The 14,300-nt window shown below is 57.2% G+C and carries 8 protein-coding genes; 4 read left to right on the top strand and 4 right to left on the bottom strand.

Translation table 11 applies throughout. The annotated features are described in order from the left end of the window. Positions 1-6: 6 nt before the first annotated feature. The 4 genes from Pla100_RS18755 to Pla100_RS18770 form a co-directional block, all read right to left on the bottom strand. The gene (locus Pla100_RS18755) at positions 7-1,494 is read right to left on the bottom strand and encodes a tetratricopeptide repeat protein (RefSeq protein ID WP_231603216.1); all 1,488 of its coding nucleotides are present in this window, start codon (positions 1,492-1,494) and stop codon (positions 7-9) included. 8 nt (positions 1,495-1,502) lie between these two features. Then, positions 1,503-3,248, bottom strand: coding sequence for an exosortase U (gene xrtU, locus Pla100_RS18760; RefSeq protein ID WP_146579214.1), 1,746 nt, complete (start codon positions 3,246-3,248; stop codon positions 1,503-1,505). A gap of 505 nt (positions 3,249-3,753) precedes the next feature. Continuing rightward, on the bottom strand, positions 3,754-4,581 hold the full coding sequence (locus tag Pla100_RS31715) for a hypothetical protein (RefSeq protein ID WP_231603217.1): 828 nt from the start codon (positions 4,579-4,581) through the stop codon (positions 3,754-3,756). Positions 4,582-4,673: 92 nt separating this feature from the next. Beyond that, positions 4,674-5,312: a DUF6677 family protein gene (locus Pla100_RS18770; protein ID WP_231603218.1), complete on the bottom strand. Its 639-nt coding sequence runs from the start codon at positions 5,310-5,312 to the stop codon at positions 4,674-4,676. A gap of 187 nt (positions 5,313-5,499) precedes the next feature. Here Pla100_RS18770 and Pla100_RS18775 point away from each other — a divergent pair, with 187 nt between their 5' ends. The 4 genes from Pla100_RS18775 to Pla100_RS18790 are packed head-to-tail and all read left to right on the top strand — an operon-like array spanning position 5,500 to position 14,283. Continuing rightward, entirely contained in the window at positions 5,500-9,630 is a 4,131-nt protein-coding gene (locus tag Pla100_RS18775) for an FtsK/SpoIIIE domain-containing protein (RefSeq protein WP_146579215.1), read from the top strand. A 28-nt stretch (positions 9,631-9,658) separates the two neighbouring features. Then, positions 9,659-10,825: an endonuclease/exonuclease/phosphatase family protein gene (locus tag Pla100_RS18780; RefSeq protein WP_146579216.1), complete on the top strand. Its 1,167-nt coding sequence runs from the start codon at positions 9,659-9,661 to the stop codon at positions 10,823-10,825. An 11-nt stretch (positions 10,826-10,836) separates the two neighbouring features. Further along, positions 10,837-11,628, top strand: a complete 792-nt coding sequence (locus Pla100_RS18785; protein WP_146579217.1) for a DUF4058 family protein — start codon at positions 10,837-10,839, stop codon at positions 11,626-11,628. 54 nt (positions 11,629-11,682) lie between these two features. After that, positions 11,683-14,283, top strand: coding sequence for a U32 family peptidase (locus Pla100_RS18790; RefSeq protein ID WP_146579218.1), 2,601 nt, complete (start codon positions 11,683-11,685; stop codon positions 14,281-14,283). Positions 14,284-14,300: the final 17 nt, after the last annotated feature.

The following is a 14,300-nucleotide window of genomic DNA, read 5'->3' on the forward strand; positions in this document are numbered from 1 at the left end:
GTTTCACTACTGAGCGGCGTCAACCAATCGACGTTTCGCGGCGGCCGCCTTGTGATCGGACGCAAGCTCGGGTTCATCCAGCTTTTCATAACACACCGCCAACGTTTCGTGCGCCTTGCCGGCTAACTCGTCGACCGGCAACGCCCGTTCTAAATCGGGAATCGCGTCAAGGTAACGTTCCATCTGAAACAGAATCTGGCCGCGGGTTTCATAGAAATAGGGACTCGGTTGAGACACCGCCGCGATCGCTTGCTCACTCAAGCTCAGCGCGTGCTCCAAGTCGCCGCCCTCACGCTGGGCAATCGATACGGCGAGGTTGTTCATGATCGCAGCGCTGTTGGGCAGATGCTCCGCCGCCAATGTCAGATGGCGGGTCGCCTTATCCGGATCATTGTCGAGCAGAGCTGCCGTTCCCCGGACGAAGTGCGAGATGCCTGGCGAGGTTCCTGCCACCAATGCGTCGCGAAGTGCTTGGATCTTGTCATCGTCATGGTTGATCGTCTTGAGCACTTGATCGGCGACGAGCGTCAACACCCTCGGGTTGTTCGGTGCGTATTCCAACGCGACCTGCAACATTTTTAGGACTTTCAGACGCTCCATCGGTGTTTCGTTTTTTTGTTGTTCGATCAGCGTCACCCAGGCCGCGATCGTGTCGCCCATCGCTTGTTGAAGCACTCGACGATGTTCGTCGGTCTTCATTCGTGGGATCGCTTGGTTCAGATTCCGAATCGCGTCAGCGTGCCGTTCCAAGAAGATCTGGTTTTGGACAACGGCCAATGCCAACGCGGGGTTGGCGGGCTCTTCGCGGAACATTTCATCGACCCGTTCGAGGGTTTGATTCGCCAAGCGAACGGCAAGTTCCTCATTACCGATCCGGCGTGCCAAAGCTGCCGCTTGTAAACCTCGCATCGGTTGGCTAGCCGACAATTCGCGCAGATAGGGAATGGCCGCGTCGAACCGATCACTCGCGATCAAGTAGTCCACATAAAGTTGCTTGATCGCCAAATCGCTCGGACGCTCCTCCGACAGCAATTTCAGTAATCGTCCGAACTCGGTTTGCCCGGTGGGATCCAAGTCGGTCCATTTTCTTCCTAGGTACAGCTCCTTGACCAACCACATCGCCGCCTCGTCGCTCTGCCTCAGCTCCGCGAGTTGTCGCATCAAACCGATGGCCTCGTCTTTCTGGTCCTGTTGATACCGCGCGACGGCAAGCTTGTAGACCATTTCGCCCGAATCGTCTCCTTCCGCGATTCGTCGTCGGATTAGCAGTTCGGCGGTTTCAAAATCTTCGGTCTCAAACGCATCATTGAGTTGTTCCGTCAACAAGTTTCGGCGCCATGATCCCCCGTCGCTGTAAGCCAAGAACGTCAATACCAGAAGACCGCTAGTTAAGATGATCGCAGGTAGCCCCGCTGAAACACATCGCCATGGGATCGAAACGCCCCAGAAGTAGACGAACTCGCCGGACCACTTGAACCATTTAATGGGATTCAAATAATGAATCACTTCGGCACCTCTTCGGCAAGCTTCCGTCGTAGCAAAACGAAGTCGTCGGTGATTCGATTATTTACCGAAGTGTCGAGTGGCTCGGTCGTCGTTAACCATAATTGGACCATCATGATCGGTTCATTATTTTCTAGATCGGATCGCATCGTGTCGGCGAACCGAGATCCGATGCGTCCCGGTCGTTCAGGTGGCCGGACAACCTTTCCACTGGCCGTTACCGATGCATACCACAAATGGCCATGGGCATCTTTCGAGGTTCGGAACAAAGCGTAAGCAATCGGAACATCATTCCCATCTTCATCGGATGATGCCGAAGATTTCAGATGGCGATTCAAGAGCAACCAATCTTGATTTTCGTAGCAAAAGCACAGCTCATGAAATCCGGCGTAGGTTTGACTGATTACAAACTGGCCCATGATTCCCTCGGGCCCGGTGTAGGCCCAAGCATCCGAGTTTTGGCCTAGGATCGGATTCTCGTTGTCACGTGAAGTTGAACGATTCGAGAGTCGAAACTTATCGGCGAACGATTCCACCAATCCCTGCGGTGGATCGAACAGAATGCCATCAACAAACATCCCGGCACCACCTTCAGCCGCACCCATCGGGTCGACCGAAACCGCACGCACTGTCGTAACGCCAACTAGCGAAATACTGGCCAGGACCACTGCAATGCGAACGCTCCGGCGTTGGCGGGCATTCATCGATTGCGTCCATCGGGAAAATCGCGAGTTCTTGACGGCGACTGGCGTTTCGACATTGAGGAAGTATTGCTCCGCAGGGTCGACCATCGACCCATCGTCGACGCTCCAGTTCCAGAGCCGAATCACGGGATTGTGTTTGGCTGCCGTGGCCGCTTGGTTGGTCGGATGCAGGACGGCAACAATCAATTGATCAAATGAAACCAAGAGCAGCGACGATAAACCAAGCGTCGCGTAGCCGAGCAGATCATGAGCCCAGCCTTCGGCCCAATCCCAGCCGAACCATGTTTCAACGCAAGCCACCGTCGTAACACGCACTACGTTCCCGGCGATCGCCAAAATCAATGCAATGACGAGATAGAATGGAGTCAACCACAACCGCCGACCAAAGATTGCAATCAGCAACGTGCTCAAGAAAGCAAGAGTGAAAACGGATTGAATTCCGCTGCAAGCTTCGGCGACAAACAGTTCACGGGCGGGCATTTCGATTACGTTCCGCGCTACCGAGTGGGGAACGCGAAGCACGTCGAGCATGAGACTCGACAGCACCGTCGTCATCCGCTGAAGTTCGATGACGAGCAACTGGTCGTATCCGAGCGGCAAACGCACCAGTAATGCCAGCGGAAGTGCCAGGGCGATGAGCGATTCATACCGCCGCCCCTGCATCACGCTGAGACATCCCGTTGAAAAGAAAAAGAACGCGATCGCGACCATCCAGGGCGAACGCAAAAACAAACCACCGGCCATCGTCACGCCGCCCAACGCCAAAGCGGCGATGCTGACGAACGTCGTCGGCGGGCGAAACGTTCGATCGCTACGCGTCCAAGCGAGCCAAACCACCGCCGTGATCGCGAACGGAAAGTATTGGTAATGCGGCAGTCGCCACATTCGCGAGAAATAGATCACCAACATGGGTAGACATGCCAGCAGCAACCCGCCCCAAAACCAAGTCCAAACGGACTCCTTCCAATTGACTGGCGTTGAGGGTTCGGAATTCATATTCGAAGGTCGCGTCTGGACCGACGCCGCTTGCGGACGATTCATAGAGATTCGATGCCAGTGCGGATGGAATTTGGTTTGAGACAGAGTACCACGTTCTCGACGAAATGCCAAAGTCGATGTCGCCGGCCTCAATAGGGCTGCCGGCGGATACGGTCCTACCACTTAGCATCGCGTGAACAATAAGTGTCATAGGCTTAGAGCCTTTTTATACCCCACAAGTCCTCATGGTTTGCTCCCCTGTCAGCTCGTCTGGCAGGAAGCCGAGGTTGGCAAGCTAGACACGAGCCGCAATTTTCCCAACCTTCCGATTTTCACTCGTGCTCGCCGCTTGAAGCGGCGAGCACGAGTGAAAATCGGAAGGTTGGGAGGGCGTCGTTGTCTAGCTTGCGAACCTTATTCACCCACGAGACGAGCTCGTGGGGGTCAAAAAAGATGTGGGGTATAGAAAGGCTGGAAACCTATGCCACTTCTATAATACGGCAGTTAATGTTCACGCGATGCTTAGCCGGCTGCCAAGTGACCATTGCCGCCCAATGACTCCGACGACTCAGTTCAACGAGGCATCGTATCCGGGAGATTCAGGTGCCGTATCGGCCAAACGCGTGACTTCACTGACAATCGCACGTGCGGCTTGCAACTCGACGCCCGAGAAGAACTTGATGTTTCCGGTGTACTTCGATTCAACCCGGTTTTTCTTGGCTAGTTCGTCCCAGGACAATCCGTCCATTAAGTTCCAGGCGACCGCTTGGGCGGTGTTTTGGGCGACTTGGCCGTTGCCGAGGGCTTCGCACAAAATCGCCACCTTGGGATCCGTGGTGACTTTTTCCAATGGCACGATCGCATACTTCATCCGCGGGTTTGGATCGGGTTTGCCGTGTTCGAGGCAAACGGTATTCAGGGCAACCTTTTGAACTTTTCCGGGTCGAACGGTGAACATGCCGCCGCCGCCACCCATGCCGCCCATGCCACCACCCATGCCGCCGCCGCCCATGCCGCCACCCATACCACCGCCGCCGCCGCCCATGGCTTGGCCACCGCCACCACCACCCATGCCACCGCCGCCCATTCCGCCCATTCCTCCGCCCATGCCGCCCATCATGCCTTGGGCAAGGATCGGCACTCCGGCGAACGCAGCGGGCAATTGGATTTGGATCGGTTTGTCCGTCAAATTCTTGACGAGCAAGTTCGCTTTCGCCGCATTTTGTGGAATGAACTGAGCTTCGACTTGGCCGCCGTCCATGGCCGCGAACAGTCCGGCCATGGCAACATCTTCACCTCCGGCTCGCGCTGTAGTGGCTGCCATCAGCGTGCAGGTGGTGCCAAAGAGAACGCAGAACAGGCCGAAACCTCGAGACGAGAAGTGGGAGCGTTTCACAGCAATGATCCAAAGAAAAGGGTGGGAGAGGCGACATCCACCACTCAGTCTAGTTCAAATGGTCGTAAACTACAAATTGTTTGTGGTTCTGTTCAGCCGGGCGATGAGTCCTTTTTTCGGCCGCTAATCGGGACTGCCAATGGACCGCCGAAGGCATCGTAAATCACGAGGAAATTTAGCAATCCAGCGATCATGGTGAACCAAGTGCCCATCTCGTAGCCGCTTCCGTAGATGGCGTACCACGCGGCCACCTCGTCCGCTTCGCTTTCGATCACCGGTCGGTTCGGTGGCGCCATGAACCCGTTCCACAGCGGTTGATAGCCGTCGATGGTCCGGCCGCTCGGATCCGTCGCCAATCGCATCCGATTGCCCTGGATTAAGGCAGGCATCGCGGCGGCTCCGACTCCGGCTTGCAACAGGTAATGCCAGCGGCGATCACCGGGAGCCCAAGACGCGTAAACGACGTGTCCACCACCGAGGGAAAAACCCAACAACCAGATCGACAAAACGCTGATGACGAACAACGTTCCTTTCGTCCGCCGGCCTTGGTAATAATGCCCCGCGCCGGGAATCAGCCAAGCCAACAAGGCCGCCAGGTACCGGTTTCGCAAGTTAATCTCGATGCCGTCGACCTCAATCCGTGTGTCCCCATTAAGGACTTCGGGGGAAAGTTCGATCGTCGACGGCTTCGACTTGGGCGACTGTTTCGAGTTGGGCGGGGTGGAGGCCATACGTTTTGGATTCGGAGAGGGCAGCAGGTTGATGGTCCGATTACAGCGGATCGGACGACCATGCCGAGACGAATGAGAGGGATTAATTTAACGGAGGTGCGTCAAGGAGTGCGGTCATTGTGCGAAAATTTCGTTCCGGGCGATAGCCAAGCCATCCGGAGTGCCGCATTCGGTTAAACTGAGCCTCATGAAAGATTCATCCGTTTCTCCCGTGTTCCTGTTCGATCCCGCCCGGCAGAGGCGGCTGATCGATGGTTTGATCAGCCGTGTGGCGGCATCGCGTAGTGAACACGAACGGTTAATGCTCGAACAAACCGCTCAGCACGAGGACATCCAGCGAACGCTCGCGGACCAATTGGCGGCCGTCAAACAAAACTGCCTACAAGACCGCCAAAGTACGCTGCGACAATGGGACTTGGCACAAGAAAACGCCATCGAGGCTTACGAATCGGCGACGATCAAGACCCGCGACGGATTGCGACGGATCAACGCGAAGTATCGCAAACTGCGTGTCGAACAAGAAGAAGTCATCACGGGCAAGGTCGAACAACGAAAGATCGCGATCGAAAGCCAATACAAGGCTCGCAAGGATCAACCCAAGCAACAGCGTACGGCCGAATACGCCCAACTCGACGAAGCAGTCGCGGGCAGCAACACGGACTTGGATTGGGCCCGCCAGTTAACAATGCGACGCCTCAATCAGCTATTGGACATTTCCTATCCCAAAGACGTCTTCGCGGAGTTCCAAGAGGAATCACCCAAGGATGTCCGCGACGCCGTTGAACTGATCACCCGTCTGAATCGAAAGCTCAAAGCGGCGACCGCTGAAATGCAAACGGGGTTTGCGTCGAAGGTCGTCGACTCATTCTACCTGCCCGCCTTTGTCGCGTTCTTCATCGCCACGTGGTCGATCACCGTCTTGATGATCAAACCCGAGAACATGATCTTGTGGTTGATTGGTTCCGTTCCCGCCGCCGGTTTCGTCGGGTTCAGTATCTACGCGATCTTATTGTTTCCGCTCCGGCGGATGACTCGCAAACTACACCCGTTGACCGAGCGGATTCGCCACGCGGCCGAAACCTCGGCAGCGATCGGCAAGAAGTTGTCGGCGAAGATCTGCAAGGAGAGCGAGCACGAGTTGATCACCCGCCGCAAGACGCATCTCGCCGAAGCCGAACGTTGGAAGAACGAACAGATCACCGAGTTGCAACGGAAACTACAAACCGCTCAAGCGACCGAGCAAGCCAAACTCGAGCAACAACTCGCTCGCATCGACGAGCAATTCCGCGTCGGGTTCGCGGACTTGCAATCGACCATGCGACAGCGAGCCGACGAAGTCGCAACCAACATCAGCCAAACGTTGACGCAAACCGACAGCGAGGCCGGACGGACGTTGCAACAAACCTTGCAACAACACCAACACACACTCGAGTCCTTATCCCGTCGTCTCAACGTGGGTCTGCGACGCGGCATGAACCGGATCGCGGCAGCCAACGACTTGGTTCACTGTCGGTTCCCACCTTGGCAAGAGATTTTGTCGTCGCCGCCCACACCCCATGAGTCGATCGACTTCGTGCCGATCGGACAGATTCGTCTGGGTATGCGACTGAAGAAAAAGTTCGATGAGGCGCTCGGATATCATCATCAAGACGATGCACCGGAGGAAGCCGATATCCTGTCGAAGATCGATGTGCCCGACACCATGCCATTGGCGATCCATCGTCGACGACATTCCGGTGTGGTGATCGAAGCCCCGTCGTCAAAACTCGATGAGGCCGTCGACATCGCTCATCAAATTCTGTGGCGAGTGCTCAGTTCGGCGATGCCCGGTCGTGCCAAGGTGACCTTGATCGATGCCAACAGTCGGGGGCAACACTTCGCACCCTTCATGGCTCTTGCCGATCATGATCCGCTGCTGATTCATCATCGCGTCTGGACGACGAGCGATAAGATCTCGCAACGACTCTCGGAACTAACCCATCACGTCGAGAACGTACTTCAAGCGAGTTTGCGTGATCGATTCGAACGCATCGAAGATTACAACGAAGTGGCCGGTTCCTTGGCCGAACCCTACCACGCCATCGCGGCCGTCGGACTGCCCGAAGGGTTGTCGCGGGAATCATACATGCATTTGCAGTCGTTGATTCAGAGCGGCCTGAGGTGTGGCGTGTTCGTGATCTTGGTACTCGAACAAGGACGCGTTTGGCCGCCGGAACTACCGAAAATCGAATCGGAAAAACTGATTCGGATCGTCTACGACTCGACGTCATCGAGTTCCGAGAAGGTCGGTGAGAGTGAAAACGAACAGATCGGCAATTCCCATTGGGTTTGCCAATCCAGTGGACTGGGGGATTGGGAGTTTTGGCCCGCCCCGCCACCGCCGCAAGCGATCCGAGATCCGTTGGTCCGTCGCATCGGCAAGGCATCGCTCGAAGCGGCCCGAGTGGTCGTGGAATTGGAGAGCCTGTTGCCCGGCGAACGAGTTCCCGCGAGCGAAGATACCGGCTCGACCGACACCGGCATCGCGATCACCATCGGCAGCCAAGGAGCCGGGCGAACCCGATCGTTGTTGCTCGGCGAAGGCGTCCGGCAACACGTGCTGATCGCGGGCAAGACCGGCTCGGGAAAGTCAACGCTCTTGCACAGTATCATCACCGCCGGCGCAGCCCAGTACACTCCCGATCAACTGCAGTTCTATTTGTTGGACTTCAAGAAGGGCGTTGAGTTCAAAGTTTACGCGGACACCGGATTGCCACATGCTCGCGTGATCGGGATCGAGAGCGAGCGTGAGTTCGGACGCAGCGTCTTGCAGCGTCTCGATCAGGAACTGACGACACGAGGTGAAGCGTTTCGTGATGCGAGCGTCCAAGAGCTCGGCGAGTTTCGATCGCGTCGACCGGACACCGTGATGCCACGAATCGTGTTGGTCGTCGACGAATTCCAAGAGTTGTTCACGCGGGACGATACCTTGGCGGCCGATTGCACGGGGCTGCTCGATCGTCTGGTGCGTCAAGGTCGTTCGTTCGGGATTCATGTTATCCTAAGCAGCCAATCCTTGGCGGGCACGAACAGCCTTCCCCGGGCGACGCTCGGACAAATGGCGGTTCGGATCGCGATGCAATGTAGCGAATCGGACGCGGCCTTGATTCTTGCCGATGACAACACGGCTGCGCGTTTGTTATCGCGTCCCGGCGAAGCGATCTACAACGACGCGAGCGGATTGCTCGAAGGCAATCATCCATTTCAGGTCGCCTGGTTGGGGCCGAACGAACACGAAACCATCCTACGCACGATCGTCGAGCGTGATCAAACGTTCGTCGATTCGCTCGACCCGGCGATCGTTTTCGAAGGCAATCGTCCGAGCCGGTTCACGCCGACGCTTGCGAGAGCGGCTCTCGCGTCGGCGGGCACTGCCGACAAGGTAGCCGGATTGCTTGGCGAGTCGGTCGAACTGGGCCCGCCGACGGCACTTCGTTTTCAATCCGATACCGGCCGGAACGCTCTCTTGGTCGCGCCACCCAAGATGCGTGTCGGGATCGTCGGGACGTTTGTCGCTTCCGCGATCGCGCACACGCCGGATTTGCGAATCACGTTGTGCGACGGATCGCGTGCCGACGACGGGGAGTCGATCGCCGATTGGCTGCGGGCTTGTTCGTTACCCGCCGAGATCGTGCGGGCTCGCGACTGCGAAGCCGCCATCGTGGGGATGGCCGCTTTGGTTGCCGCCCGCGTCGCAGCTGAATCGGGAACCACCATCGTCCCGCCACCTCCCAAAACTGCCGCTCCGTTCGCTGGCACGTTTTCACTCGACGATACCAGCGATCGTGGTTTACCGAGCAGCAACGATGCGTCCGTTGACCGTGAACCGACGACCGAACCGATCGATGATGATGGAAAACCGATCTTGGTTGTTATCGATGCGTTGGACCGCTTGCGTGATTTACGTCAAAGCGATGCGATGGATTTTTCCCTCGAAGCGGCATCCAAACTCAGCGGCAGTAAAGCGTTGCAGGCCGTGCTGCGAGATGGTCCGACGGTCGGTGTTTTTGTTATGATCACGCTGCCATCAGCCGAGGTCCTCTCGCGATGGTTACCTCGACAAAGCCAACACGATCTGGAGTTGCGATTGATCGGTCCGATCAACGCGTCGGACTCGTCCTTGTTGATCGATTCCCCGGCCGCCTCCGAACTATCCCCCGCTACGATGATCCTTTATGACGACGCCGACGGACGAACGACGAAATTTCGCATGTGCGACGCGCCCGCTCGAGAAGATGTCGAATCCTTGCTGTGCCGCAGTGAAGCTTCCGCCGAGTGAAATCGTCATTCGAGAACGAAATACATCCATGCGAACCATCACCGTGCCTCTGTTGTGTTCGCTGTGGTTATTGATGGGATCGACCGGTTCTCTTCGTGCCGAAAATAGCTCGCGAGCGGAAGCCGTGCGAGTCGCATCCATGAACGTTTCGCTCTACGGAGAGTCGGCCGGCCAGGTCCAGGCACGCTTGGCAAGCGGGTCGGATGCTCAAGCGATTCGTTTGGCACAAATCATTCGCACGATCCGACCGGAGATCTTGTTGCTATGCGAGATCGATCATGAACCCGACGCGGCGACGCTGAATTGCTTTGCCGACCTGTACTTGAATGCAAACAAGCTGGGAATCGGTGGCGACCAATCCTCGGCGATTGATTATCCGCATCGTTGGTCGATTCCGACCAATACGGGGTTGATCGCCGACGTGGACATCGACAGCGATGGCCGTCAAATGTTACCGACCGACGCGTGGGGATTTGGCGTCTATCCGGGGCAATACGCGATGGCGGTTTTGTCTCGTTATCCGATCGACCGCGACGCCGTGCGAACTTTTCAAACGTTCCGATGGGCGGATTTGCCGGATGCGTTACAACCGATTGCACCGGAAACGGCAGCGCCGTTCTATCCGCCGAACGTATGGAACAAATTACGATTATCAAGCAAGAATCATGCCGATGTTCCGATCAAGATACCGATCGGCGAAGGCTTCAACCAAACGACCAAAACAATTCATCTGCTCGCCAGCCACCCGACGCCGCCGGTGTTTGACGGGAAAGAAGACCGCAACGGAAAACGGAACCACGATGAAATTCGATTTTGGCACGATTATTTATCAAAGCCCAGTGCGGAATACTTGATCGACGACTCGGGTGCACATGGTGGTTTATCCGACGATGCGTCCTTTGTGATTGCCGGTGATCTGAATTCCGATCCAGAACGTGGAGACAGTTTGCAATCGGCAATCGTCGGCTTGATCGAACACCCCCGCATACGCGATGCCCGTCCGACGAGTGCCGGTCACGGCATTTCAACGGCATTGTTCGGCCGCCGCGAAGTTCGAGTCGACTACGTTTTGCCATCTCGCGATTTGACGGTGATCGACCAAGGTGTCGTTTGGCCGGATGAAGGCGAACCGCTCGCCAAAGCGATCGGTGCGAGCGACCATCGGATGGTTTGGCTGGAACTGCAACTGCGCTGAGGAACCAAATCATGCCGATTCACGACTGGAGCTTGGTGGACTCGGGCATTTTTCATGACTTCCATCAGTCATGGATCGTCGAAATCGGCCGAGCACTCAACGGCGGTTTGCTGCCGAAAGATTACTACGCCTTGATCGAGCAACACGCCGGAGGACCGGTACCGGATGTACTGACGTTGGAGCGTCGAGCCAGTCCGAATGACGACGGCCCAGCGAACCGAATTCGGTCGAGTGTTCCGGATTATCAAACTGGGGCAAGTCCGCTCACCACAGCGGAAGTCCCGCCTACGGTCGCGCACACGCACTCGATTGACGAGAATCTGTTGTACGTCCGCAAGTCGAGTACTTTGGTGCTGCGACATGTTAGCGGTGATGATGTGGTCGGTTTCATCGAGATCGTTTCGCCGGGGAATAAACACAGCCAAAGTTCGATACGCCAGCTTATTGATAAAATCGGAGACGCGGTCGCCCGAGGTTGTCACGTCTTGGTGGTGGATTTGCACGGTCCGACTCCGCGTGACCAACGCGGACTGCACGCTCAGTATTGGATGGATTGGTATGCCGATCCCACGGCACCTGGTGTCACAAAGGAATGTCCGCTTGGCCTTGCCACTTACTGCGCTTGCGACCCACCGATTGCTTATTTCGAGCCCACGGCGGTTGGCAAGACGTTGATTGATATGCCAGCGTTTTTGACCGCTCAAGCGTACGTGAACGTGCCGTTGGAACCTACGTATCGAAAAGCGTGGGACGGTTTCCCGGATCGTTGGAAAGCCGTGTTGGCGGGCGATCAGTCACAATGAGTCTTTAGGGAGGTAGTCGCTGGACTCGTTGCCGAATGCTGGTATCTTTCTGCGATGAACCATTTTGCCCGCTCGACCGAACCCGAACTTCTCTCCCCCGCCGGGAATTGGGATTGTGCGCTTGCTGCGGTGGAAAATGGAGCCGATGCGATCTATTTCGGGATCGATCGGGGATTCAATGCACGGCATCGGGCGGCCAATTTTGGCACCGGGGATCTGCCCGAGCTGACCGCGATGCTCCGCAGCCGGGGTGTTCGCGGTTACGTGACGCTCAACACGCTCGTGTTCCCCGACGAGCTCGCCACGCTCGTGCCGCTCGTTGAAAAGATCGCCGACACGGGGGTCGATGCGGTCTTGGTCCAAGACTTTGGCGTCGCCCGAATCGTCCGAGCGATCTGTCCCGAATTGGAAATTCACGCATCCACTCAGATGAGCTTGACCAGTGCCGAAACGATCGCCGTCGCGGCCGAATTGGGGCTGTCACGGGTCGTCGTCGCTCGGGAATTGTCGATCGCCGAGATCACCAAAATTCGAGCAGCCACAACGATGCCGCTCGAGGCCTTCATTCACGGGGCGTTGTGTGTGGCCTATTCAGGGCAATGCTTGACGAGCGAATCGTTAGGCGGGCGAAGTGCTAACCGAGGCCAATGTGCCCAAGCGTGCCGACTGCCGTACGAACTCGTTTGCGACGGCGAAGACCGCGATTTGGGTGACGTGCGTTATCTTCTGTCGCCTCAAGACTTGGCCGGATATGCGGCGATTCCGGATATGATCGCCGCCGGGATCGACTCGCTGAAAATCGAAGGCCGGCTCAAGACGCCCGAATACGTCGCCAACATCACCGGTCATTACCGGCGGGCGATCGATCAAGCGGTCCGCGAAGGCGTGGTCACCAAGACGCGAGAAGAACGCGATGAGATGGAACTGTCGTTCTCACGCGGATTCACGCCTGGTTGGCTCGAAGGCAACGACCACAAACGACTCGTCCCCGGCATTCGCGCGGCGAAACAAGGCATCGTTTTGGGCGAGATCGATGATTGGCGGGAGGATGAGATTCGCGTTCGAATCCGCGCCGACGTGGCTCTCGGCGATGGCCTCGCGATCGCGTCCAAACCCGCCGCGTCGCGGTCCGAACATGATGCCTACGCGGGCAGCGGGTTCGCCGACAACCATCAGGGCGGGCGGATCTATTCGCTGCGTCCGGCGGGCGGAGGCCGGCAGAAAGCGGCCGAGAAATGGAAAACCGCGTCCGCCGGAACGGACGTTTGGATCGGCTTTGGTCGCGGTGAATTGGATCACACCCGGTTGGAAATCGACGCCACGGTTTTCAAGAACGACGATCCGAAACTAAACAAAAAGCTGGCCCAATCCTACGGCGGCAAACCACGTCGAACCCGACCGATCGATTTTGAAGTCACCGCCATCGTCGGCGAACCGTTGCGGGTGACGGGCCGTTTGGACGACGGAACCGAAGCATCCGCTTGCACGACCGAGACGCTCGATGTCGCTCGTCGCCACGCCGTCACCGAGGAAGTCCTCGCCGACAAGCTCGGACGGTTGGGCGGTTCGGTCTTTCATTTCGGCCGGTTGCGGGCGACGATCCAAGGCGACCCGATCGTGCCTTTGGGAATGCTCAACACCGCCCGTCGTGAAATCGTCGACTCGTTGACCGAACAATTCAAGCAACCACCACGACGAACCATCGACGCATCGGCGGGGTTTCGACTGATCGAAGCCATTGCGTCAACCTCGGCCGAAGATTCACCAGCCGCTGCGCCGAGAATGCCAGCCGCTGCGCCCAGAATGACAGTGCTGTGCCGCACGATGGAGCAGTTGCGAGCGGCGATCGATGCGGAAGCGGAAGTTGTGATTGCCGATTTTCACGACGTGCGTGAGCATCGTGAGGCCGTCACGCTCGCCCGGTCGGTGGGCGTGCGGATTCTGCTGGCGTCGATCCGGATGCAAAAACCGGGCGAGATGGGATTGATCAAACAGATCATCAAGTACGGGCCTGACGGCATCTTGGCTCGCAACCTAGCCGCCATCGACGCGGGGTTGAAATCGAATCTCGAAGTTGTTGCCGACTTTTCGCTTAACGTCGCCAACCATCGTTCGGCCCAGTGGCTGATCGATCGAGGCGTGGCTCGCGTGACGACTTCTTACGACCTGAACGCCGATCAACTCGACGGCTTGATCGCCGCCACCCCGCCGCATTGGTTGGAGTTGGTCATGCACCAACACATGCCGATGTTTCATATGGAGCACTGCGTGTTCTGCAGCGTTTTGTCGCCGGGCACGAACAAGACCAATTGCGGCCGTCCGTGCGACCGGCATGTCGTTCAGCTTCGCGACCGGGTGGGCAAGTTGCACACGTTGCAAGCCGACATCGCCTGCCGCAATACGCTATTCAACGAGACGCCACAATCGGCCGCCGACCTGGTCGGATCGCTGATCGGTCGGGGCGTGGCATGGTTTCGGGTCGAGCTGTTGGAAGAGAACGCCGTTAAAACCACGGAAGTTTTGAGTTTGTATCGTCAACTGTTATGCGGTCAGATAACCGGCGGCGAAGTGTGGCGTCGATTGTCGGCGGAAAATCGCATCGGCGTTACCCGCGGCACACTCGAAGCCAAACGAAACCCGCTCGCGATTTTGTAGTGTGGTTTTGTTCTTCG

The sequence above is a fragment of the Neorhodopirellula pilleata genome, from assembly GCF_007859915.1.
Classification (GTDB): Bacteria; Planctomycetota; Planctomycetia; order Pirellulales; family Pirellulaceae; genus Rhodopirellula; species Rhodopirellula pilleata.

Coding starts and splice junctions, on each gene's coding strand:
- Pla100_RS18770 (WP_231603218.1), bottom strand. CDS start 5,312: ATGGCCTCCACCCCGCCCAACTCGAAACAGTCGCCCAAGTCGAAGCCG.
- Pla100_RS18790 (WP_146579218.1), top strand. CDS start 11,683: ATGAACCATTTTGCCCGCTCGACCGAACCCGAACTTCTCTCCCCCGCC.
- Pla100_RS18775 (WP_146579215.1), top strand. CDS start 5,500: ATGAAAGATTCATCCGTTTCTCCCGTGTTCCTGTTCGATCCCGCCCGG.
- xrtU (WP_146579214.1), bottom strand. CDS start 3,248: ATGAATCGTCCGCAAGCGGCGTCGGTCCAGACGCGACCTTCGAATATG.
- Pla100_RS18785 (WP_146579217.1), top strand. CDS start 10,837: ATGCCGATTCACGACTGGAGCTTGGTGGACTCGGGCATTTTTCATGAC.
- Pla100_RS18780 (WP_146579216.1), top strand. CDS start 9,659: ATGCGAACCATCACCGTGCCTCTGTTGTGTTCGCTGTGGTTATTGATG.